Source organism: Candidatus Seongchinamella marina (genome assembly GCF_026262685.1).
Lineage (GTDB): Bacteria > Pseudomonadota > Gammaproteobacteria > Pseudomonadales > Halieaceae > Halioglobus > Halioglobus marinus.
The window spans coordinates 193449-216440 of sequence record NZ_SHNP01000006.1 but is presented as its reverse complement, the minus strand read 5'-3'; the positions used below and the strand labels follow the sequence as shown (position 1 = coordinate 216440).

Annotated in this window: 25 protein-coding genes; 12 read left to right on the top strand and 13 right to left on the bottom strand. The window is 51.9% G+C overall.

Annotation, left to right across the window (positions count from 1 at the left end):
* The first annotated feature begins 103 nt into the window (after positions 1–103).
* Positions 104–460 (top strand): phospholipase D-like domain-containing protein, encoded by a 357-nt coding sequence (locus EYC87_RS19525; protein WP_423243982.1) that lies wholly within the window; start codon positions 104–106, stop codon positions 458–460.
* A 68-nt stretch (positions 461–528) separates the two neighbouring features.
* A complete protein-coding gene (locus tag EYC87_RS16835; RefSeq protein WP_279253893.1) occupies positions 529–3000 on the top strand; it encodes an LssY C-terminal domain-containing protein in 2472 nt (823 codons plus the stop codon).
* Between the two features lie 11 nt (positions 3001–3011).
* On the opposite strand, the gene EYC87_RS16830 is transcribed toward EYC87_RS16835, so the two are convergent.
* Both EYC87_RS16830 and EYC87_RS16825 read right to left on the bottom strand, forming a co-directional pair.
* Complete coding sequence (locus EYC87_RS16830) at positions 3012–3563, bottom strand: HNH endonuclease (RefSeq protein WP_279253892.1); 552 nt, start codon at positions 3561–3563, stop codon at positions 3012–3014.
* A gap of 232 nt (positions 3564–3795) precedes the next feature.
* Positions 3796–4470 carry a fumarylacetoacetate hydrolase family protein gene (locus tag EYC87_RS16825; protein ID WP_279253891.1) on the bottom strand — a complete coding sequence of 225 codons (675 nt, stop codon included), beginning with the start codon at positions 4468–4470 and terminating at the stop codon, positions 3796–3798.
* Positions 4471–4535: 65 nt separating this feature from the next.
* Here EYC87_RS16825 and EYC87_RS16820 point away from each other — a divergent pair, with 65 nt between their 5' ends.
* The gene (locus EYC87_RS16820; protein ID WP_279253890.1) at positions 4536–4949 is read left to right on the top strand and encodes a DUF1761 domain-containing protein; all 414 of its coding nucleotides are present in this window, start codon (positions 4536–4538) and stop codon (positions 4947–4949) included.
* 30 nt (positions 4950–4979) lie between these two features.
* On the opposite strand, the gene EYC87_RS16815 is transcribed toward EYC87_RS16820, so the two are convergent.
* Positions 4980–5675, bottom strand: coding sequence for a PaaI family thioesterase (locus tag EYC87_RS16815; protein ID WP_279253889.1), 696 nt, complete (start codon positions 5673–5675; stop codon positions 4980–4982).
* A 203-nt stretch (positions 5676–5878) separates the two neighbouring features.
* Here EYC87_RS16815 and EYC87_RS16810 point away from each other — a divergent pair, with 203 nt between their 5' ends.
* Positions 5879–6484, top strand: coding sequence for a LysE family translocator (locus tag EYC87_RS16810; protein WP_279253888.1), 606 nt, complete (start codon positions 5879–5881; stop codon positions 6482–6484).
* Between the two features lie 3 nt (positions 6485–6487).
* Here the strand turns inward: EYC87_RS16810 and EYC87_RS16805 are convergent, their stop codons facing one another.
* The 3 genes from EYC87_RS16805 to EYC87_RS16795 form a co-directional block, all read right to left on the bottom strand.
* Complete coding sequence (locus EYC87_RS16805) at positions 6488–7078, bottom strand: 2-hydroxychromene-2-carboxylate isomerase (protein ID WP_279253887.1); 591 nt, start codon at positions 7076–7078, stop codon at positions 6488–6490.
* 9 nt (positions 7079–7087) lie between these two features.
* Positions 7088–7813 (bottom strand): SDR family NAD(P)-dependent oxidoreductase, encoded by a 726-nt coding sequence (locus tag EYC87_RS16800; protein WP_007230239.1) that lies wholly within the window; start codon positions 7811–7813, stop codon positions 7088–7090.
* A 66-nt stretch (positions 7814–7879) separates the two neighbouring features.
* Positions 7880–8992: a hypothetical protein gene (locus EYC87_RS16795; RefSeq protein ID WP_279253886.1), complete on the bottom strand. Its 1113-nt coding sequence runs from the start codon at positions 8990–8992 to the stop codon at positions 7880–7882.
* Between the two features lie 276 nt (positions 8993–9268).
* Between EYC87_RS16795 and EYC87_RS16790 the strand changes: the two genes are divergently transcribed.
* Positions 9269–10498, top strand: a complete 1230-nt coding sequence (locus EYC87_RS16790; RefSeq protein WP_279253885.1) for an alpha/beta hydrolase family protein — start codon at positions 9269–9271, stop codon at positions 10496–10498.
* A 25-nt stretch (positions 10499–10523) separates the two neighbouring features.
* Here EYC87_RS16790 and EYC87_RS16785 read toward each other — a convergent pair whose 3' ends face one another.
* Genes EYC87_RS16785 through EYC87_RS16775 form a run of 3 tightly spaced genes read right to left on the bottom strand, consistent with a single transcriptional unit; the run spans position 10524 to position 12733 of the window.
* Positions 10524–11312, bottom strand: coding sequence for a thioesterase family protein (locus EYC87_RS16785; RefSeq protein WP_279253884.1), 789 nt, complete (start codon positions 11310–11312; stop codon positions 10524–10526).
* A 58-nt stretch (positions 11313–11370) separates the two neighbouring features.
* Positions 11371–12234 carry a DMT family transporter gene (locus tag EYC87_RS16780; RefSeq protein ID WP_279253883.1) on the bottom strand — a complete coding sequence of 288 codons (864 nt, stop codon included), beginning with the start codon at positions 12232–12234 and terminating at the stop codon, positions 11371–11373.
* A gap of 7 nt (positions 12235–12241) precedes the next feature.
* Positions 12242–12733 carry a cupin domain-containing protein gene (locus EYC87_RS16775; RefSeq protein ID WP_279253882.1) on the bottom strand — a complete coding sequence of 164 codons (492 nt, stop codon included), beginning with the start codon at positions 12731–12733 and terminating at the stop codon, positions 12242–12244.
* Positions 12734–12878: 145 nt separating this feature from the next.
* On the opposite strand from EYC87_RS16775, the gene EYC87_RS16770 reads away from it, so the two are divergent.
* The 5 genes from EYC87_RS16770 to EYC87_RS16750 all read left to right on the top strand — a co-directional run bounded on the left by EYC87_RS16770 (position 12879) and on the right by EYC87_RS16750 (position 17621).
* Complete coding sequence (locus EYC87_RS16770) at positions 12879–13718, top strand: TauD/TfdA dioxygenase family protein (protein ID WP_279253881.1); 840 nt, start codon at positions 12879–12881, stop codon at positions 13716–13718.
* Between the two features lie 57 nt (positions 13719–13775).
* Positions 13776–14294 carry a molybdopterin-guanine dinucleotide biosynthesis protein B gene (mobB, locus tag EYC87_RS16765; protein WP_279253880.1) on the top strand — a complete coding sequence of 173 codons (519 nt, stop codon included), beginning with the start codon at positions 13776–13778 and terminating at the stop codon, positions 14292–14294.
* A gap of 60 nt (positions 14295–14354) precedes the next feature.
* Positions 14355–14720 carry a hemerythrin family protein gene (locus EYC87_RS16760; protein WP_007230199.1) on the top strand — a complete coding sequence of 122 codons (366 nt, stop codon included), beginning with the start codon at positions 14355–14357 and terminating at the stop codon, positions 14718–14720.
* 398 nt (positions 14721–15118) lie between these two features.
* Complete coding sequence (locus EYC87_RS16755) at positions 15119–16357, top strand: alginate export family protein (protein ID WP_279253879.1); 1239 nt, start codon at positions 15119–15121, stop codon at positions 16355–16357.
* 115 nt (positions 16358–16472) lie between these two features.
* Positions 16473–17621: an NnrS family protein gene (locus EYC87_RS16750; protein ID WP_279253914.1), complete on the top strand. Its 1149-nt coding sequence runs from the start codon at positions 16473–16475 to the stop codon at positions 17619–17621.
* Here the strand turns inward: EYC87_RS16750 and EYC87_RS16745 are convergent, their stop codons facing one another.
* The 3 genes from EYC87_RS16745 to EYC87_RS16735 form a co-directional block, all read right to left on the bottom strand.
* Complete coding sequence (locus EYC87_RS16745; protein WP_279253878.1) at positions 17622–18221, bottom strand: hypothetical protein; 600 nt, start codon at positions 18219–18221, stop codon at positions 17622–17624.
* A 141-nt stretch (positions 18222–18362) separates the two neighbouring features.
* The gene (locus tag EYC87_RS16740; RefSeq protein ID WP_279253877.1) at positions 18363–19358 is read right to left on the bottom strand and encodes an SDR family oxidoreductase; all 996 of its coding nucleotides are present in this window, start codon (positions 19356–19358) and stop codon (positions 18363–18365) included.
* Positions 19359–19416: 58 nt separating this feature from the next.
* The gene (locus EYC87_RS16735) at positions 19417–19899 is read right to left on the bottom strand and encodes a class II aldolase/adducin family protein (protein WP_279253876.1); all 483 of its coding nucleotides are present in this window, start codon (positions 19897–19899) and stop codon (positions 19417–19419) included.
* 121 nt (positions 19900–20020) lie between these two features.
* Between EYC87_RS16735 and EYC87_RS16730 the strand changes: the two genes are divergently transcribed.
* Entirely contained in the window at positions 20021–21097 is a 1077-nt protein-coding gene (locus EYC87_RS16730) for a hypothetical protein (protein ID WP_279253875.1), read from the top strand.
* On the opposite strand, the gene EYC87_RS16725 is transcribed toward EYC87_RS16730, so the two are convergent.
* Positions 21087–21842: a DUF4956 domain-containing protein gene (locus EYC87_RS16725; RefSeq protein ID WP_279253874.1), complete on the bottom strand. Its 756-nt coding sequence runs from the start codon at positions 21840–21842 to the stop codon at positions 21087–21089. The two genes, EYC87_RS16730 and EYC87_RS16725, sit on opposite strands and share 11 nt — an antisense overlap.
* Positions 21843–22010: 168 nt before the next feature.
* Between EYC87_RS16725 and EYC87_RS16720 the strand changes: the two genes are divergently transcribed.
* Positions 22011–22982 carry an MBL fold metallo-hydrolase gene (locus tag EYC87_RS16720; RefSeq protein WP_279253873.1) on the top strand — a complete coding sequence of 324 codons (972 nt, stop codon included), beginning with the start codon at positions 22011–22013 and terminating at the stop codon, positions 22980–22982.
* Positions 22983–22992 lie beyond the last annotated feature (10 nt).

Sequence of the window (22992 nt, the reverse complement as noted above, 5' to 3'; positions counted from 1 at the left end):
TGCAGCAAAGAATTGCCAACGGATCGCAGCTAGAGCGATTTCCCTTGCAGTCAAAAGATTGGGACCTTGAGTTAAAATAATCACAAAAAAGTCTTCAATTTGAGTGAGTAGGGATTGTTGGTTCATAGCGCCAACGTTATTCCGGGGGATTCCGCGCCCGAATTTCTCGAGCAAAAGCGGGCTTTTCTCTGGCTTGCATAGAAAATGTGCCGCTGCAGATCTTCGTTATGTGTTTATTGGTTCTATGAACCTTGATTCCCGTTCACGTGCAATCAACATCGAAATCGGAGCGATGCTATATTCGCGGAGTTGGCCGAAGAACTGCCAGAAAATTCTGGAGCGTAATATGAGTGGAGAAAACGCCTGGCATGTGCAGATGAATGAACAAAAAAGTTGTTTTAGTAAAATAGCGGAGAGGTTGGCACCAGCCAGCCAGCGCGCAATGGACTGCAGCGCGTGATGAATTTGCTGATGAAGCTTGGGTCGCAGGATCAGTAGTAGGCTTTGTTGGCTCGGGAGTTGTTAACTATGCTCGATTGTGTCGATCGTATTGATAAAAGATGCAGCAGACACTGGCGGTTTTTTGCGGTCTTGTTGCTATCGCTTCTTTTGGCTGCCTGTGCCTCCAGACCGTATCAGGCCTCTGGCTTCAAGGCTGTGGCTTTTACCCAGCGCGCGATAGTTCAGCAGCAGGGCAATCTTACCGTTTCTGCATCCGTGCCAACGGCTGCAGAGACAGAGGCATTAACTGGCCTGGACCTTTACTCACAGGGCATACAGCCTGTTTGGTTGGAAATCGAGAACGGCAGTGAGTGGCCGGTACGGTTGGTTAAATGGAGCATCGACAGAGACTACTTCTCACCAATTGAAGTGGCCTATATGAACCGGAAACAGTTCACTAAGCAAGGCTACCAAGACATGCAGGCCTGGTTTCACAACAATGCAATGCCACGTCAAATTCCTGCTTCGGGAAAAGCGAGTGGACTGGTTTTTACGCATTTACGGGCAGGGACTAAAGGTTTCAATCTGAATCTGTTTCAGCAAGGCCAGCTCTACGATTTTACTTTTTTAGTTCCTCTTCCAGGTTTTCAAGCTGACTATACGCGAGTTAAATTTGACCAGCTATACGTTTCAGAGGAGATCATTGAACTTGACCGCGCGGGGCTGCGTGACAAGCTTGAAAATGAATTGGCCTGTTGCGCGACCGACGAAACCAAGACGAAGCAAGGCGGTCCGTTTAATACGATTCTGATCGGCAGTGGTAATACTTTGCGCAGGGCCATGCTACGCGGCGACTGGTTGGAAACTAGCGCAGAAACAGTAACGAAGTCACGCACGCAGAGTTATAAGGGGCGCTCTCCTGATGCGGTGTTTTGGAAATACCGAAAAGACGGCAATGAACGTATTGCCTTGCACCTATGGTTAACTCCCTGGCGTGTAGATGGCAAACCGGTTTGGGTCAGTCAGGTCTTTTACTTTGTAGTTGATACCAGTCCAGTCGCTATTTTTTTGCAAAAACTTGAGGGGAATGCCGAGGCGCAGGCGTTTTTTGCACAAGAGAGTGTGACTGCGGATCTCGATAGCGCGCAGAAGTTTTTCCTCCAGAACCTATGGTATAACGGGTCATTAGAGGCTACTGGTTATGTGCATGGCGCTGGTGAGGTAACGATTGATAATCCACAGACCAGTTTTGGAGGCGCCACTTACTTTACCGAAGGCTATCGACTCGTTGTGTTTCTTGCAGACACAATAATGGCCCTGGACGATGCCGCATTTATCTATGACATTCGACGCCCTTTGCATACTAATGAGGCAATAGTTAAGGGCAGGCAGATTGCACCTCCCAACAATCGTTTGCATACGCAAAGTGAAGGCGATCTTTTGGTTTCTACGGCGGTCCCCAGTCGAGAAGAGACAAAAAAAATATTCGGCATGGACCTTTATGGAAAGGGCATCCAGCCCGTTTGGGTGCAGGTGGAAAACCGAGGGAACAACGAGCTTATTCTGACCCCGATCAGTCTGGATCAGGCATATTTTACAGCGCGGGAAACTGCCAATCGCAGTCGTATTGAATTCAGCTTGGGTCACACAGCACATTTTGAGGAAAGATCTCATGCGCGCCTTACGGTGTCTCCCCAATCTATAGTAGCGGGTTATATTTTCAGTCGATTAGACGAGGGCACGAAGTCGTTTAATGTGGATGTGATTGGCGAAGGTGAGGCCTATCTCATGTCTTTTTTTGTGCCTGTTCCAGGATTGAAACTGGATCACCATAAAGTAGATTTTGCTAACATCTACCCCAATAATGAAATTCGTAACGTCAATCTTGCAGAATTGGTTGCCGAGGTCGAATTGATGCCTTGCTGTGTTTATAACGCCGGTGGTCAAGACGAGGGTGACCCTTTGAACCTGGTATTTATTGGAGAACCGAGGGATCTCTATTATGCGTTTATGCGCGCTGGTTGGGACGAAACAGAGAGTATTCATAGCGCATCCCTGGTGAAGACTGCCGCCTCTATGTTTACCGCTGGCCGCTATCGCCACTCGCCAGTTAGTGCGCTATACGTGTTCGACCGTCCGCAAGACGCAGCGCTGCAACGTGCTCGTGGCAGTGTTAAAGAACGCAATCATTTGCGGATATGGATGACACCGCTGCGTCACGAGGGCAAGCCGGTGTGGATAGGCCAGATCAGTCGCGATATTGGTGTGCGCTTCACTCGCAAGACGATCAGTACTCACAAGATAGATCCTGACGTCGATGAGACCCGGGAATATCTATTAGAGGATCTTGCGTATAGTCAGACGGTGAAAGCATTCGGCTACATCGGTGGCGTCGGTGTCGCTGACTATGCCCAGCCAAGGAGCAATCTTACCGGCGACTCCTATTTTACTGACGGAAGGCGGTTACTGCTCTGGTTGTCAGGAGAGCCTATTGGCCTTGATGAAGTCCAGGTAATGGATCTCTCCGGGTATTCCAGAGATAACGCGGAATCTGACTAGTGGCCTTGGCTTTAGTTTGCCCAAGCCCGTTCAGCTTTGAATTGACGCGATAAATATTCCATTTGATCGGCGAGTATTCTGTCCTTGGCCAAAAAATGCCACTCATAGGGGTTAGGCCTGAATGGTACTGCTAGCAGTGGCATGCTGGCTTCTTCCGGTGTTTTGTCATCTTTCTGCCAGTTACAGCGGCGGCATGCGGCGACAACGTTCTCCCATCTGTCCAGCCCTCCGCGAGACGTAGGTCTGACGTGATCGCGAGTGAGCTCTCCCCGGGTGTGTTGTTGCCCGCAGTAGAGGCAACGGTGATCATCTCGGCGAAACAAGGTGCGGTTGCAAAGCGGAGGCGCAAAATGCTGAATAATGCGCCCTTGAATTGCGACGATGGGCTGTAAATCTATTCGAGAGCGCAGGCCAGAGAGGCGCTGGGTGCCGCCAAAAACCGGCGGGAGCGGCTCCCCGATGCCGTAGATGACATCGCCTTTGGCGTAGGCAGAAACTGCCTCGTGGGCGGTGATCCAGCCGCGTGGCTGGCCCGCCATGTCTAAACGCAGGATCGCTTGCATTGGCTCCTACTCATTAACTCAACCACAAGCTACTGCAAAATTGTGTCGACTTCAAATCTGAATACGTTGTAGCGGCGTCAATTGATACAGTGATCATGCCGTTGCGCCGTTTCACCCGTTTGTTAAATGGTTTCCCCGCCCCTCGCTGCGATACGCGTCGAGAATGTGTTTGCCAGCGATTGCCGCTGTAACAATGACGTTATCCCCACCACGTTCGAGTCTAGTGGCGGCATTAGTTTGCGAGCCAGTAATGGCTTGCAATCACTTTGCCGCGTTGCATGACCAGGCCGTCAAAACGCTCTCCTGCCTGAACTTTGCCGACGCCTGCGGGGGTGCCCGTCATCAGTATATCGCCGTCTTCCAGAGTGGTGAATTCTTGTAATTGTCTAAGAATCAGCTGCGGGGAATACATCATTAATTCAACACCACCGGACTGCCGGAGCTTATCGTTAACTGTCAGTTGCAGTGACAGATCTTGAGTGCTGTCGATACTTCTGAATGGCGAGAATAGGGCCGCGCCGTCGAATCCTTTAGCCCGTTCCCAGGGCAGGCCTTGGTCTTTAAGCCTGCTTTGCAAATTGCGTTTGGTCAGGTCCAAGCCGAAACCCGCGGCAGCGGGAAGGCCATCCTTAATGAGTAGTGCGATCTCACCCTCGTAGTGTATGGGCTCGCCCCCCAGTTCGGCATAAAGAGTGTCGCCAATCGCGGAATTTGGCTTGCCGAAGACGACCATTTGTTCGGGCACTTCGTTGCCCAGTTCTTCTATGTGGGCAACGTAGTTACGGCCGATGCATACTATTTTTGAGGGCATGACTTTTTTGCCGTCGAGCAACACGTGATTCATCGACTGTTTACCGAACGATTCGTGGACGACAGTATAGCCTGCCTGCCAGTTTTGGGTTGGCATTGAGCGCAGGCCAATTCGCGCAGCTGTGCTACGCTGGCATTCAAAACGAGACATAGAAGGGTTGAATGCCAATGGAAGTAGAGTTGCATTTGAACTTAACGGCTGCATTGGCGGCGGCCTTCGCCGCCTTCGTGCTTGGGGGTATCTGGTATGGCCCACTATTCGGCAAGCGCTGGCAGGGCTATATAGGTTTGTCTGACGAGGACCTTGCCAGTAAAGGGCACCCTGCGGTGATCATGGGCCTGGCTTTTATTTTAACCCTGATGCAGGCCATCATCTTATCGGCAATTGTGCCGGCAGAGAGTACCGTGGAAATCGCAGTGATTTATGCTCTGGTGATCGGCGTGAGTTTCGTTGCTACCGCATTTGGTGTCAATTATCTGTTTTCCCGCCACCCAAAAGCCTTGTTTGGAATTGATGCGGGCTTCAACATACTGCAGTTTGCGTTGATGGGCGCGATCATTGGTGCCTTTGGTTGAGTCATTGCTAACGTCAGTGTGTTGACTCGGCTATTGCTCTTGTTGCTGCGCCTCTAAGGAATAAATGCCCTTGCGCGGCTCGACGAACAGCGCTTCACAACTCGCTGTCATGGTGTCGCCAGCGAACATTTGTGCTGAAATTACAGTCTTGCGGCCTTCAACCTTTACTAACTGGGCTTCCATATTGAGTGTGGTATTGAGTGGTGTGCGGTTGTGGTAGTTCACGTGCAGGTAGCCGGTCATGCCAGGCTGGCCGCCTAGTTTTTGAGCCATGCCCATGAACTGATCAAAAATAGCCGCGATAAAACCACCGTGGACGCTCCCGGGTGGCCCTTCATAAGCCCAGCCACAGCAACATCGCCCCAGTGCCTTGTCACCTTCCAGCCAGGTAGTTACCGGCGGGGCGATGGGATTGCTATAACCCGCCAATGGATTCAGCTCATGGCTGACTTGACCGAAGGAGCCATGCTGTTGGCTGCGAGTCCATTCCAGTCGACCATAAACACGAGGCGACTGGGCAAAGTCAGCGGCAGTCTCTTCCAGTTGAGCGGCAATTGCATGCATCTTCCCGGTGTATGGTGAACTGGTGACAAGCACTTCGGTCAGATCACGGATAGCGGCTGCCACCCGGCGTTTTGCCTCCCACTCCTCACTAAAAGCGGGGCTTATTTCCTCGCTGGCAAAGGGGTTGTCGAAGTCACTCATGTCTTTGTCTGCGTTGTCCATTGATGGGATAGTTTACCGCACGGTTGAGACATTCGCAGTTTAGCTTGTCAGGCTTGCTCGACCTTGAGGTTGATCTAACTCGCTGGCTTTGTGGCAGCATGTTGCTGTTAATTGACACTCAGTTTGCTGGGATAACGAGAAAAGCGTGACATCTATTATCCGAATTATCTTACGTCTTGTGTAAAAACGTCCATAATTGCCCCATGACTGTTGAATTATTTACCGGACTGGCGCTGTTTTCTTTTGTAAGCTCGATAACCCCGGGGCCTAATAACCTGATGCTAATGGCGTCGGGCGCAAACTTTGGCTTTCGGCGCACACTGCCTCATATGCTGGGAGTAGGGCTTGGCTTTACCGCTATGGTAACGCTGGTGGGTCTGGGGTTGGTCGGATTGTTTGAGGCCTATCCGTTGAGTTACGAAGTGCTCAAGGTGGTGAGCGTTGTCTACCTCGTCTATCTGGCATGGAAGATCGCAACGTCAGCCGCCCCTGCTGGCACGGAAGTATCAGCAGATATGCAGGGCAAGCCAATTACGTTTATCCAGGCGGTTTTGTTTCAATGGGTGAACCCCAAGGCGTGGACGATGGCGCTGACTGCACTGACGGTTTATGCACCATCACAGAATTTTCTTTCGGTACTGCTGGTCGCGGTGGTGTTTGGGGGCATTAATTTGCCCTGTGTCAGTTTGTGGACATTACTGGGTCAGCAACTTCAGCGACTGCTGACTAGTCGGCGACGTCTGGTTGTTTTTAACGTCAGCATGGCAGTGCTGTTAGTAGTGTCCCTTTATCCGGTGCTACTCACCTGACGTTTAATTACCGAGAGCTTCCTCAATAAAGTCCAGCCGATCCTGGCCGAAATACATGGCATCATCCATAAACATGGTAGGCGCGCCAAATACGCCTCTGGCCACAGCTGCTTCGGTATTGCTGATGAGTTCAGCCTTCACTTCAGGAGTTTGAGAGCTATTGATAATGCCCTGTGCGTCCAATCCAGCCTCGGTAAGCACCTTAGTCACAGTCTCAATTTCGCCCATATTTTTGCTGTTTATCCACACTGCTTTGAAGATTGCTTGCAGGTAGGCTTCCAGGCAATCCAACTGCTCGGCTGCAATGACACCGCGCATCAGGTTCAACGTGTTGATTGGAAAATGCGGGTTGAAGTTGAGCGGTACATCGTAACGCCGCGCAAATCGGGGCAGGTCCTGCTCCAGCATATACTTGCCCTTGGCGGGCACAGTGATAGGGGAGGTGTTGGCGGCCCCTTTGAATACGCCGCCTAGCAGCATCGGCCTGTACTGAATGGCCAGGCCGTGCTGTTTTGCCAGCTGCCCAAGCCTGCAGTAGGCGAGATAGGCAGTGGGGCTGCCAAAGTCAAAGTAGAATTCAATGTGTTTGGTCATGGTGTCTCCTTACCAGCGCTCCATCCAGGGGCGCACGTCCAGTTCAAAGGTCCAGCTGTTGGCTGGTTGCTGATGTAGCATCACGTAATTATCTGCCAGGTCATTCGGGTCGACGATACCGTCTTTTTCTTTGAGCGCAGCGGCGTCGGGAAAATTCTCATTGATCCAGGCGGTGTCCACCGCGGCGTCAATAACAACATGGGCCACGTGAATGTTCTGTGGCCCCAATTCCCGCGCCATGCTCTGGGCCAAAGCGCGTAAGCCGTGTTTGGCACTGGCGAATGCAGCAAAGCCGGCGTTCCCTCGGACGCTGGCGGTAGCGCCGGTAAACAGGATGGTGCCGCGCTTACGAGCGCTCATGTAGCGAGCCGCCTCTCGTCCGCAGAGAAAACCGGCAAAGCAGGCCATTTCCCAGATTTTAAAAAATTTGCGGCTGTCAGTCTCCAGGATACCCATGGGTACGTTGGCGCCTATGTTGAACACGACAACTTCGAGCTCGCCCACCTCTTCTTCAATTCGGCGATAAAGATCGATGACTTGCTCTTCTTTACGCGCATCCAGCTGATACGCGTGCGCTGGATGAGACTTAACACGCAATTCCTCCATAAGAGGCTCGAGCTTTTCCGGGTTGCGTCGAGCTGCGCACACCGTTAGCCCGCTGGCGGCAAATTTCCGCGCGATTGCGCTGCCAATCGCATCACCCGCACCAATGATTAATGCGACACCTTTGGACATGGCAGCACTCTCACAGTATCAATTTGGAACTTAGTATAAGCAGGGGTCGATAAAAGTCAATTGAGCTTATCGTGATTGTGCTGAAGAGGTCAGGACACTGCCGCCCTGATGGGAACCATTTTGACGGGGCAATAATTTACGATCGAGAAATTCGAAAATGTCCTGAGTCAGAATATTACGTCCCATTGGGGTCATTGATAAAAAGGGCTGCCAATGATTATAGGGGTAGACGACACGCTCGGGCTGGCCGGTGGCGTAAAATAACGATTCACGTGACTCCTCGGGAATGCAGTCATCTTTGCTGCTCTCGATGATGAGCGTGTTTTCTGGCCGGTAGCGTCCGCGCCAGCGCGCAGGGTCTCCCAGTGCCAGATGCTTGCGGAAAAATTCGCGATACTGCTCCTGGTCCCAGTTCAGCTCTTCACTCACTTGCTCGCGCATGTACTGCACGACCATATTGCACTCGGCCATCATGTTCCAGGGCTTGGCGCCCCCCAGCACATAAACGGCAGTACTAATGCGCGGGTCGTTACCAGCGACATTAGCGCCCACCAGAGCGCTCATTGAAAAACCGATAATAGCGATTCGTGAACTGTCGATTTCCGGTTGGGTCTCTGCCCAGTCGATCAGTCGGCGCGTATCGATAGAAACGGCGCGAAACCGTGCAGAGGCTGTTTCTACCTCGCGCGTGAAATCGTCTTCGTTGTCTATCTTTGACATTTCAAACCATTTGAATAGAGGCCCATCGCCTTGCAACCAAAGCACGTTGACCTGCCCCTGGGCATGCTGGGCGTAGCCATTGGATATAACCGTAGAAGGAAAGGTGTGTGTCGCCCATATGGGTAACACGATCAACAGCGGCTTTGGTCCGCTTTTGTGGCTGCGAAAGTAGCGTGCATCAACAAGATTGCCAGGCTGGCCATTTTGCTCGCTAGAGGCAAAGCGAATACCCGATAGATGGTAGCCGGGCACTTGCTGGAAAGGGAGTTGATAGGTTTCGGGCTCCGGGCGGGGTGCGCTGTAGTCATAATATCCAGCCGGATAGGCCGCAGGCATCGTGTAAGGTTGGCCGCCAGCGTCATAAGACTGGTGTTCATGGCTGGTGCAAGCGCATAACAGCATTGCCATGGCAATGCCGGGGAAAAGGCGGCAGTAAACGGTAGCGCTGGAAAAACTCAAACTAAATTCCGGGGTATCACAATCTTGAGGCCAACAATGTAGTCAATTGTTTCTGTTCTGGCAATTGAATGACGTTTGGTGGGGCGATTTTGACCGCCGTCGCATGAGGCCGTGCGCAAGCGCCAGCCCAGATCAGCAGCATACCCTGCACTGCATTTGTCGGCTGCATAGACGTGAAGTAGATGGGCCAGTCTGGTGGAGTTTTGTTTCGTGGTGCTAGCAAAGCGAACACCATCGGGTACACTATTCTTATAAAAACACCGCAGGGTCAGCAGCATGTACGACATCGCCACTAACGTCTCCCGGGTCGCCAACGAGACCTATAGTCATACCCGGCGTATTATGCCGCCACAGCCCTGGTGGGAGCATCTGGAAAGCAGCTTTCACAAGTTCCCCGACGATTTCGAGCTCGACCTGCGTACCGAAATGACCGTTGATGCGACAGCGCTGGGTGATTTGCTGCTGCGTACAACCGGAGCCAGCATGCTGAACACACTTGCTTTGCCGTCCAGCTTCAAGCCGATGCAATTGAAGCGTGATGCAGGCAATCGGTCTTTTTATCAGCGCAAGGCTAATAAGGCTGACCCCGCTGCCTTTTTTAAGCGGCCCAATTCCTCGAAAGTCCAGATTAAGTCATCTAACGCTGGCTTGCTGCGGTTCCGCCCGGATGACGGCAGCTGTCGCCTGCTCAGCTTTGACAGCCCTTTCAAGACCGTGAATCCCAAGTTGCGGGAAGAGTATCCCAAGCTAAAACGGAACATGCGTGCGGTCGCCCAGCACTGGCGTCACAATGACGGCCCGCGACCTACTATCGCAGTGATTCACGGGTTCATGGCGGACCCTTACTGGATGAACCGCATGTTTTTTGCGCTGCCATGGTTCTATGAGCAGGGCTACGATATTTTGCTCTATACGCTCCCTCATCATGGCAAGCGTGCGGCACGCTCCTCACCCTTTAGCGGCCACGGATTCTTTGCGAACGGTACCGCACATATCAGCGAATCTTTCGCCCACGCGGTGCATGACTTCCGCATTTTTATGGACTACCTCGAATCAGAGGGGGTGAGTAAAGTGGGGGTGACCGGGATTAGCCTGGGAGGTTACACCTCAGCGCTGCTGGCTTCAGTGGAGGATCGACTTGAGTTCGCTATTCCTAATGTGCCGGTGGTGAGTCTTGCCGATCTGGTGCTGGAATGGTTCCCGCTGAACCTTTCAATCAAGGCCATGTTGAAGGCCACGGGTACCAGTGTCAGGGATATCCGCCATGAGTTAGCGGTGCACTCCGCACTGACGTATCAACCGAAGCTGCCTAAAGAGCGCTTGATGGTTATTGCGGGAGCAGGCGATCGACTGGCCCCCCCCAAGCATGCCCGTCTGTTGTGGGACCACTGGGACCGGCCCAAAATTCACTGGTTTCCAGGTAACCATCTGGTTCACCTGGATAAGGGCAAGTACCTCAAGGAAATGGCCGGTTTCATGCGGGAAATTGAGTTCGACCGAATGTAGCAATGGGAACTTACCCCGAGGTTTGTTATCCCCGGGGCATTAGTGCGAGTTGCCGTGACAATGCCACCAGACGACCACTGCTGTCCCATATTTCCCCGTCCTCTTCCAGCACGCCGCCGGTGATAAAACGGGTGCTGAATTTACAGCGCAGCCACCCCTTGGCGGGAATGCCTCGAATCTGGGTTGTCATTTCTACCGTGGGGACCCAGGCCACAGGCAGGCGAGCGTTGAACACTGTGGGTGGAAAAGCATCAGCGATCAACATCAGGGCAAACGCATCCATTGGCTCTCCATCGGGAAGCCTTACCCAGCCTCTCACTAATGGCTGCCCGCTGGGTTGGCCCTCAAATAGCGATGCGTCATCCGGGTGAAGTCGAATTTCCAATCGGTCCATCATTGGAGGAGGGAACCCACGCTCGTTACTGACGATGCGTATGCATTGTTCGGGCGCGGGTAGGGTGGGCGGTTCGGCATCCACCAGAATAGCGCCATCGACATTCTCCAATTCACCAAAGCTACCCAGCAATTCGATAAGCGTCTTCTGGGGGCCGCGTACGCTGGCGCGCATGGTATTGAATGTTCGTCCGGCTTTCAGGGTTTCCGGGTGGATGCTAATGGGCCCGACCCTGCCGGGTGACAGGAAGTGGGCCGTTACGGTCACCGGGTGTGGCCTGCTGGCCGCGGCCATCGCGCGTGCACCCAGGGCCATCAGGTAACCGCCATTGGCATTACCCTGAATATCCCAGCCGTCGAGAATATCGGCTTCAAAGTGACTGCCGACGGGTTTGACCAAAGAGGCGGTTGCAAAACTCATAATGAAAACTTAAAGGAGAAGATTAAAAAAACAGTTGTTGAGACCCCGACGGGGGACTTTAGCTCGCCGTCGAGCGGCGACGGTAGCGATAAACCGCCAACGCCGCGCTGGAGCCAAATACCAGGATACAACCCAGTACTTTAACCGGAGTTATTGGCTCCCCCAGAAACAGTGCGCTGCCGATCAGCGCACCGGGTAGATAAAGGAAATATATCATACTGGCATAGAGGGCCGGTAGTTCGGTGCTCGCTTTCACCCATAAACCGTGGGAAAAAACAGTGCAAACCAAGCCCAGGACCAGTAGTTGATAGATGTCTGTCTGGCCCAGGTCCCAATTTGCCCGGCCTAATAGAGGCAAAAACACCAGTAGTGCAAAGAAAAATTGCCCCCAGGTCCGCTCCAGGGTACCGATACCACTTGCCCGCTGGTGCAGCAGCGGCATGGCCGCGTAAAAAAGCGCGCTGAGCAGGCCTATTGCAATCCCCAGTGAAACATCATTACTCAGTGAAAAGTCTGGAGCGACCACAATGCAGCCGGCAAAGCAGACACCGATGGCGAGCCACTCAATAGGAGTCACTTTCTCACCATTGAACAGGTAGGCCAGTATTAGGTATTGGACGCTATAAGTGAGGATGGTCAATGCGGCGATCGCTGCCGTAGCAAGCTTGATACTCATGAAGTAAGTCAGCCAGTGGAAGCCAAACATCACGCCGATGATGACCAGCTGCAACCATTGTCTGCGAGTGAGCTTCAGCAGATGACCGCGTAGCGCAACCATTGGCATAAATGCAATGACTGCAATGCCCAGTCGAGCTATTCCAACCGTGTATTCGTTGGCTGCGGTGGACTTCACCAACACAGGTACGGCGGACATTGTCAGTACGGCGATAACGCCAACAAGAATGAGTTTCGACTTTGGCATGCCGATATCAGGTGTAAGCTTCAATAAGGGCTTGGTGTTGAGGGAACTCTGAGATTAGCCGCTGTGCCTTTGCGAGGCACATATCTTCGTATTCGAAACCGGGAGACACCGCTTCGCTGATAAGGCCGTAGTCTCCTGTGGAAAGATGAGACGCTTTCCAGGTGCCGCCGGGTACCGTCAGTTGCAATTGTTGACCCGCTGCCAGATCAGGTCCCAGAGTCGCCGTTCGTTTTCTGCCGTCTGCCTCAATCAGGTAGTAATTTATGGGGCTACCCAGGTGAAAGTAGTGGATGATATCCGATTGATTGAGGTGCCAGTGGCCAACCGGGGACTCTGCCGTTAAAAGGTAATATATAGAGGTGAGGGTGTAACGCGGACCGTTGCCACTCGCAATTTTTTCGCGATGGTCTGCTTGAAAGGTTCGCCTGAAATAACCACCTTCTGTATGAGCTTCTAGCTGAAGCTTCTCGATGATGGTTTCCCTGTCCGGGTAATTCACCTGGGCTTCTCCTCGGTAAGACTGACAACGCTTTTGTTAGCGCCTGAAAGCATGGCAGTATAGAACAGAATACGTTTTTGCTGATAATGTCGTGCTGAAGTGGTTAGTCAGTGTTGTTGTGTCGTTTTCCAATGGGGACCTGTTTATGAACATCGAAGTTACCGCCAGTGGCCAATCTTGTGGCGCCGAGGTTCGCGGGGTTGATCTATCCCGGGAACTAGCACCAACACTGGTCGCCCAAATTCGCGAGGCATGGTTGCAGCACCAGGTCCTCAGTTTTCCAGGTCAGTCTTTGAGTGACGATGATCTAGAGCGCTTCACGCTATGTTTCGGCCCTTTTGGTGACGACCCTTTTATTGCGCCCATTACTGGCAGGAAGCACATTATCGCTGTCCAGCGTGATGCAGGCGAGACCACTTCGCTATTTGCAGAGCAATGGCACAGCGACTGGAGTTTTCAGGCACACCCGCCACAGGGCACGTGTCTATATGGTGTTACGATTCCGCCGACAGGCGGCGATACTTTATTTGCTGATCAGGTGGCCGCTGCGGCTGCAATGCCAAAGTCGTTGAGGGACAAACTGGAAGGTAAGCGGGCAGTGCACTCTGCGATCATGGGCTACTCGCCTGCGGGTATTCTCGGAGACGCAGATAAAGCAGCGGGCCGCAGTATGGATATTCGACCCTCTGACGATGCAGCGGCGACGCAGTCGCATCTGATCATCTTTAGTCATCCGGAGACGGGTAGAGACTCAATCCTTGGCACTGTCGGATACATGATCGGTATTGAAGGCCTCGAAGGGGAAGAGGAGAGAGCGTTGCTGACTGAGCTGTACGAATGGCAAACTCGCGAAGAATTTCGCTATCGCCATCACTGGGAGCAGGGAACACTATTGATGTGGGATAACCGTGCAGTATTGCACTCCGCCACCGGTGGCTACGAAGGTTACAACCGCTTGTTGCACCGCACCACGATTGGAGCATAGTGTCATCACGTTTGAGATGGGGCCGATACCTTACCGGTTCCCCCAAAGGTTTATTTAATGCAAGTGTTTGGGGTGACCGGCTGGAAGAACAGCGGCAAGACTACTCTGGTAGCGCGATTGGTTGAAAACATCAGCGCCCGTGGCTTTCAGGTGTCTACCATCAAGCATGCACATTGTGATTTTGATATCGACAAGCCCGGCAGCGACAGTTACACCCACAGAGAGGCAGGTGCTGCACAGGTGCTGCTCTCTTCTAATCGACGCTGGGCTTTGATGAGCGAAGTTGGCGACGAACAGGAACCTGAGCTCGATGAACTTCTCCAGCAATTGCGACCCGTGGACCTGGTGATCGTAGAAGGCTTCAAGATGGGACAACAGCCCAAAATTCAGGTGGTCAGGCCATCAAACAATACTGAAGTTCTGCCCGCTGAAGCCCAGCCCATTGTTGCGATTGCCAGCGACGAAACGATAACCCCGTCCGATTACCGATGCGCGGGTCCTTTGCTTGCACTGGACGACATCGATGCTATCGCCAATTTTGTTCTCGATTATTGTGGCTTGACGCGACCCAGCTGAGTCACAATTCAATGACTTGAGTCATGGTCTTGTTCCTGCTGACTTGACACACTACACAGCATGCAAAAGACCAGTGAACTGATATGGCAGGACGCCCAGCACCAAGTGCTATTTGAAATTCTGGATGATATTCGTAAGCCAGATTCAGGTACGGCAGTCATCCAGCGCCTGTTGGAATACACACAAACGCATTTCACCCTCGAAGAACGCTATATGGAACTTGTGAATTTTCCTGGCCGCGAGGTGCATATTCGGGCGCATGATCACTTTCGCGACGAGATAGAAAAGCTGCTAATGCACGATCAACAGTACGATGCGTTATTCATGGGAGTGATATCGACATATCTAACAGAGTGGCTCAAGCGTCATGTATTGGGTATCGATAAAGACCTGGAGGCCTTTATTCTGGCGTCCTCTGTCAAGTAAGTGTTTCGAGTTTATGAATGTGTTGATCTGAGCATCGATACTCGGTGTCGCGCTGCTTGTAACGCGTGCCACCAACACAGTGAGGTTCCACGACTTAATTCAGTTTTGGAAGACGGCATATCCATACCTTTAGGTGGAACTTCGGCCAGGGTGAGCACCCATGGTGAACTGGCACCCTGAACGCAAGGCCTATGATCAGGCTGTCAATGTAATCTCGAACAACTGGAAGGATCCGTCATCTTGCAGTTACTAAATTGTGCGCAGTAAGTAGGCAGGGCTTAAAGCGGTTGATGACATTCGCTGTGGTATATTTTTCCCAAATAATGATGAGATCAGGGAGGGGGCGACGATAACTGGTTCAGCCCCAATCATTACTTATTATATGAATGGATAACTCTATGAACGACAAGAAAAGTTACTTGATGATTATTTCAGGGCTTCTGGCTGCTGGCCTGACTGTGGGGGCACAGGCTCAAGACGGATTCTCTGAGGCATTGAGCAAGGCGGTAAGTGAGGGCAGTGCGAAAGTCGATTTCAGATATCGCTTTGAAAATGTCGACGATGACGCTTTTGCTAAAGATGCTAATGCGTCCACCCTGCGTTCTCGCCTGACTTTCCAGAGCGGCACCGTGGGTGGCTTTAACGGATTGCTGGAGTTTGACAACGTTACCTATGTGGGCAGCGATGATTTCAACTCCACTGAGAATGGCAAAGTAGACCGCCCTGTTGTTGCAGATCCAAAGGGCACTGAAGTGAATCAAGCGTGGGTGAAGTACGGTACTGAAAGCCTGTCAGGCATTTATGGTAGACAACGTATATTGCATGGCAGTCAGCGTTTTGTCGGTGGTGTTGCCTGGCGCCAGAACGAACAAACTTACGATGGCCTGCGCGCGCAGTGGGGCGAAGCCAGCAACCTGCACTTGGACTATGCCTACGTTTACAATATCAACCGAGTTTTTGGTCCGGATGATAGCGCGGCCCAGCCTGCCAACTGGAAAGGTAACAATCACCTGGCCCGGCTCGATTGGAAACTGGGAGACAACCACACCTTGAGCGGCTTCATTTACGCACTGGAGATTGATGAGCGCGGCGCTTGGTCTCCCAATAAGTCGGTGAACAACTCTACTGACACTTACGGTGTTGATTATAGCGGCAACCTGGGTCCTGTGGCCGTCAAGGCGGCGTATGCGACGCAATCTGATGCGGGCGACAGTGTTTTGGATTACGACGCTGACTATTACATGCTCGAAGGTGCTATGAGCTCTGCAGGAATAAGCGGCAAACTGGGTTATGAAGTATTGGGCGCGGATAACGGTGTAGGCTTTAAGACCCCGTTGGCGACAGCGCACAAATTTCAGGGCTGGGCTGATAAGTTCCTGACTGCACCTGGCGACGGTATTGAAGATCTCTATCTGGGTGTGACGGGAAACTTGGGTCCGGTTAAGTTGGGTGCCTTCTACCACGACTTTTCTGCCGAGGACTCCAGTGAGGACTTTGGTACGGAATGGGATTTGGTGGGGACGTGGCCAATTAGCAAGCAGTTCAGTACTCAGCTGAAATACGCCAACTTCTCCAGCGACAGCGATCGTTATAGCGATGCCCAGAAAGTTTGGGTGACACTGCAACTGAAACTGTAGTTGTGAGAGTTGCAGTGAGCCACTTAAGCGCAGGCCTGGCTGGTTAGGAAAGGTGACTTATGACTGTGCTAAGAAGTAATGGGAAAGTTGTGGAGCGTCCGGTGGGAACAGGCCCATCCCTGTTTCGTCTGGCTTTCAGGCCATTTTTTTGTTGGGCGCATTATTCAGCACGATCAGTATCTTGCTATGGGCTGGGATGTTCAGTGGGGCCATCGGTATTTCACCGTTCGGCGGATCCTTGTGGTGGCACTCTCATGAAATGCTGTTTGGCTTTGTTGCTGCAATCGTTGTGGGCTTTCTGCTCACTGCGGTGCAGGCCTGGACAGGCATTGCCGGTATTCGCGGCTGGTCGCTTTTGGGACTTGTGCTCCTCTGGTTAAGCGCCAGAATTGTTTTATTGTATCCATCGGCTTTACCCGCCGTGCTAGTCACTCTGCTGGACATATTATTTCTGCCCGCTGCAGCGATAGTACTGGCAGCGCCCGTCCTGCGCATCCGTCAATGGCGTAACATTATTTTTGTTCCTATTTTAATAGCCATGACATTTGCCAATGGCATGTTCCACGCCGCCGTTTATCACGATGATCCTGCTCTGCAGGCTATGGCTGCGAATTTTATGGTGATGCTGGTGGCTTTGTTGATGACGGTGGTAGCGGGTCGGGTGGTGCCAATGTTTACCGCCAATGGCATCGGAACTGAGCGCGTAAAGCCTTTACCTTGGCTGGAGCGCCTGAGCCCCGTTGTTATGGTGCTGGCAATACCTGCCACAATGGGTCTGATGGCGGTTGAGATTGGCGCCCTACTGCTCTTCTTTGCTGCTGCCTGCCAGGGCTTCAGGGTTTTTCGCTGGCGCAGCTGGGTAACGCTTTCCACGCCTCTGGTGTGGCCCCTGCACCTTAGCTACTGGTTTATAGCCATCGGTCTGGGGCTACTTGGACTGTCGAAGCTGACTATGGCCATTAGCCATAGTCAGGCCTTACATGCGCTCACAGTGGGGGCCATAGGGATGATGACTTTGGCAATGATTGCCCGGATATCGCTGGGACATACCGGTCGGTCACTCGCGGTTGGTCCTTTAATATTGTTAGCCTTTGTTGCCATAGCGCTTGCCGCATTGCTAAGAGTAAGCGGTCCGATATGGCTCTCTGACTATAGTGTCGTTATCGCAGGCTCTGCTGTGCTTTGGGCATCGGCCTACGGCCTGTTTGTTATCCGTTATCTACCAATTCTTACTCAACCCCGACCCGACGGCCGGCCGGGTTAGTCAGTAGCGATCTGGACAGCTTGCCTTATTAGTCTTTTGGAAAGAGGGATTGCGAACCCACAGTGTTCCATCAGCCTGGTGTAAAAACCCTACGCGGACAGAATCAATTTTTTTGGGTAGCTCGACTCGTACCGCCACTCGTTGCCAGTCTGTATTACCAATGCGAGGCTCATGCTCGAGTATTGAGCGCACTATGGGTTTGCCGTTAGCCATGGCGGTCACGCTCAGGCCACCCCCCATCTCAAAACCATGCTCGATGGCGGCGGGCTCCATGGCGAGTTTGATTTCGGCGCTAAACACCGCAAACTTGCCAGGAATTTCTTTTCGAGGGACGATTTGTCTCAGAATGAACCACGGTTCGTTGCCAGTTTTTCGAATCTCCAGCTCGCCGTTCTTCACTTCATATTCAAACGACTGCCCTGCGGCGTGTTCTGATGCAAACCAACGACGCTGGGAGCGGGGAGCACTAATCGTCGAAAAAGATGGGTCCTGCAGCAAATTTTTGCCTCTGCCCTGGCATTGTTCTTCTGGCTTATCGGTTGAGCATGCAACGAGGAGTCCAACGATAGCGGTGATAACAAGAGGTGATATTATGCGCATAGAACGGTCACTTGTTTTGCTGGTGGGTGGTGGTAAAAAGCGAGCATAGCATGGGTAATGATGCAGACGAAAAGGCTAGCGGTTGCACAATGTCGTTCGACAAGCTGTTTGCGCGAATCATGATCATGGGTCGTGCAAGAGTTAGACGTAACCGTTCTCCCTGAACCACTCGACAGAGTCAGCAATAGCGGTTTCAAGCGGCGTTTGTGGCAGCCCTAATTCAGTTATTGCCTTGCTGGCGTCGACGTAAAAGTGCTCCATTGCATAGGAGCTATTTTTTACCGTAGTCACGGGAGCTTTTCCTGTGATTTTGCTGAAAAATTCTGCTCCTTTGGCCACTCGTAACATCATCGCTTTAGAGATTTCCTTGGTCGCGACATTGTCTACACCGGCTATTTTACCGACTAGTTGCAGAAACTCTTTATTAGGCATGTTGTTCTGTGAATTGCCCAGGATGTAAGACTCGCCCACGCGACCTTTTTCCATCGCCAATACATGGCCTAACGCCACATCTCTTACGTCTACCGGACATACGCCTCCATCCCAATAGTTTTTCATTTTGCCTTGCAACGCACCGATAATCATCGTGCCGGTAGGGGTGGGCATGCGGTCGCCGGGGCCAAAGGGTAGGGCGGGCATTACCATGGTGACGGGCAAGCCACCCTTTACTCTGCTCTTCACTTCCAGATGGCTGATGTATTTGGACATGATGTACTCGCTGGCAAAATGCCAGCTGGTGAATGGGGTATCTTCAGTAGAGGGCGTTCCTTTGCCATCGGTTCCTATTGCGGCGATGCTGCTGGTGTATACGATTTTTTCTATTCCGGCCGCCTGCGCCGCGTTCATCATGTGGCGGGTGCCCTCTACGTTAATTTTGTAGTGCAGGTCCGGGTCTTTGGTCCAAACGGCGAAAAGCGCCGCCAGGTGGTAAAGCTTGTCCACTCCCTGCACCGCCCGCGCGAGTGAGTCTGCGTCCAGCAGATTGCCCTCGACGTATTCCACATCCATACCGGCGAGGGGAGACCGATCCTCACCGACCATAACCATGACTCTAACTTCATCCCCTTGCTCCAGGCACAAACGAGTGACGTGGTTGCCGATAAAACCGGTGGCACCGGTGATCAATACTTTACTCATGGAGGATCCTCTGTGGACTGGGTTAATAGTCTACTGTGTTCACGATTGCCGCGCCGCTTCAATCGATTTTTTTACCCGGAACAAGATCCACGCGCTTTTCCTGTTGACCGTAGCTGACGAAGGCCGCTAGCACCTCGTCCATTTCTTCCTTTTCCAATAACACAGGACCCCCAATTAACAAGGTGCCCCAGTAGCAATGGGCTTGCTCTTCAACAAGTTCGGCAAGCTTTATTGCGCTTTCCAGATCGACGCCCACGGTCAATTGTCCATGATTCGCCAATAGGCAAGCCATGGAGTCGGAAAGGGCCTCAAGATTTGCAGCTGAAAGAGCCTTCCTACCAAAGGTCGCATAGCCCGCCAGAGGTATGCCATAACCACCAGCAGCTGCGACCATGTAGTGCATTGCGGGTATTTCCTTGCTCGTGCTGGCAGATACGTTGCCTGACGTCCCTTTATTGAGATTCCTGTTGCCCAGCTCGACAAGAGTGTCGACAAGCGCTTGACGGCTTTGCTGATCATCACGGTACTGTTTCAAAGGCATGCCTCTTACGATGTATTGCCTGATGTGCATCACGTTCAGTGTAGTCGTTTAACTCTGCGCTCACACGACTCATCATTTTAAATGAGCTGAAAAAGTGTAACGCGCGAAGCTGAGCTACACTATGACCAGTTCTAAAAGAGGAATGAAGATGCTCAGGCCTGCACTGCTAATAACGCTAATCACATCCATGGCCGGAATTAACGCCCAGGCCTCTCCACTATTTGCCTCCGATGAGCCCTACAAGGGTGTATTAACAGCTCCTATTCTTGAAGCTTACGGCCAAAAAAAGCAGGAAGACCGGCTCTATTTCGACGGTTATTGGAGCCAGAAAAACGGCGAGGAAACTGAGCGCGTCAGTGTCAAGATCCGAACTCGGGGAAATTATCGTCGGCGCAACTGCACCCTTCCTCCGTTAATGCTGAACTTCAAAAAAAAGGAGGTCGAGACCACCTTGTTAGAAGGGCAGGACAAACTGAAGCTGGTGAGTCCCTGTAAGCGAGGCGAAGCTTATCAGCAGCTTATTTATCTTGAGTACCTGGTTTACCAGTTGTTTGCGCTTTACAGTGATTACCATTTTCGCACTCGATTGGTGGAAGTGGCATATGTAGATACCGGTAATAAGGATAAACGCTGGCAGACGACTAACTTCTTGCTCGAAGACGACAAAGCAATGGCAGAGCGTTATGAGCTGGAGTTGAAAAAGATTCCTTATACGATGCGTGTTCAGATGGACATGGCCCAGACCGCCATCGTCGAGGTGTTTCAATACATGATCGGCAATGTCGACTACTCTACACTGATGTCCCCGGAGGGAGAGCACTGTTGCCATAACGTAAAATTGCTGTCTTCAGAGGGCACAGATACTGGAATTTTACCTGTTGCTTATGACTTTGACTCGTCTGGTTTTGTTAACGCACCCTACGCTACGTTGCCCGCGAACATACCAATAAAGCGTATTACAACTCGTTATTTCAATGGTTGGTGTAAAGAAGATCGGCGGTATAAAGACGCCATTGCATTGATGATTTCGCACAAGGAAGCCGCGGTTGCTCTGTTTGAGAACTCTCCGCTGCTGAACAAAACCTATCGTAAACGGGCGCTAGGTTACCTGCAAAACTCTTACGACCGCATCAGTGACGAAGACTCTGTAAGAAAGGAAATTCTTGAGCATTGCCGCGGAGATGTGATTAAGGGTTAGTGGGTCCCTGGCCTTGCGACTCTATTCGCTCTGCTTCCTTACGCGCGCGTCGCTCCCTTTTGCGGCGCGCTTCGTGGTGTGATTCCAGACCATCGCCATAGAGGCAAACAATCAGAGTAGCGAAGTTGAAAAACATTGTTAACACCAGGGCGATATCGAGCGCCTTGATTCCCGCAGCAATACCTACGGCAATCGCCACAAAGATAAACAAAGTATCAAAGGTATCGCTCAGGGCACGGCGAAACTGCACACCCGCGACTATTCCTGCAAGGCTGAACGCAAGAGCAAGGCTGTGCTGCACAACCATCACTATGCCGGCGACAACGGCGGGCAATATCAAAGTGGTTTCGTCCAGTGATTGATCGTGCTCGCCGTCGCGGTGTATGCCCTTATAAATCCATGACACTGGCAACATCAGCAGGAAGGTTCCCAGCATGGAAAAAAACAGGCTGCGGGCGTCTGCAAAGCGAAATTTGGAAGCAATACCCTGCTCTTGAGCGGTTAAGGGCTGTACTTCGTCGATGTCGTCATTGAGGAAGGCATCTTCGAACTCGCGCAGAGAGGGATCATAACCTCCGGCAAGCTCGCTCACCCCTCCTACGGGCGCCATGTCCAGAAGTGGCGGGAAAGCAGTAAACAGCCCTATGACTAAGGCGCCAAGCACGACATAGTAAACGATTAGCTTAAGCAGGAGTTTAAGTAGGAAAGGTTTACTGGGAATAGGGGCGAGAAGTTTCTCGTTCACTGGTGGTTACTCCGCAATGTTACTTGCCAAAAAGCATTGTTCATCAATGATGTTATCGTTTTTCCGCGGTCATTCTCAGTTTAGCTGTCTATTTGGATTTCGACCACAAGCCTTTTAACGCAACTATAATGCAACTTATCCTATCGAGCTGCCACCTCCTGGCCCCGCATGGCAAACTGCAGTTTCTTTACCGATAATGTGAATCTGCTTGTGAAGCTACGGTCTTTTGTTCGTTTCGATAGGTGTTTGGCGCTGGCGTGCACTGTTTTTGCCACAGTGGCTTTTAGTGCCCAGCCCATGCTGCAGGATAAGCAATGGAACCATGGCTCTGCTGACTGCGCGGTCAACAAAGACCCTGCGATCGAAGTCCACAGCTATTCTTCAACGAGCTATATATTACGCCAGAATAAATGCCAGAGCTTTGAGGCGCCTTTCATGTATCTGTTGATTGGCGAAGACTCGGCCTTGCTACTTGATACCGGTGCAACCGCTGACGCAGTAGCATTTCCACTGTATGAAACAGTGAATGCTCTGGTGGGAGAAAAGCATCTGCTGGTTGTTCATTCACATGGGCATCGCGACCATATTGCTGCGGATCCACAGTTCGATAATAGGGAAGGCGTTACGCTGGTTACTGCCGGTGGGTCAGGCTATCTCGAGACCCTGGGAATCATGAACTGGCCAGATGGAGAAGGGCGGGTCGATCTTGGCGGTCGAGAGCTTCGAGTGATTCCCGTTCCTGGTCATCAGGAAGAATCAATCGCGATATATGACCCAGAGACACAATGGCTACTTACCGGTGACACAGTATACCCGGGGCTGATTTACGTGAAGAACTGGGATGACTATCGAATGAGCATTGCGCGCCTTGCCAGGTTTGCCAGTGCCAACGATGTAAGTATGGTACTGGGAGCGCATATCGAAGTGACGCATCGGCAGGGCGAATACTACCCGGTTGGTACTAGCTATCAGCCGGAAGAAGCACCGCTGCCAATTAATCCAGCGACTCTCTCATTAATGCATACTGAGCTGGAAAAGCTGCCCAAGGCCAATGAAGTAGAGCTGGCCCGACTCAGAATAATCCCCATGAACCTGATGCAAAGAACGTTGACTGACTTTGCCAGGTGGATGATGAAGTAAGTCTAAACAT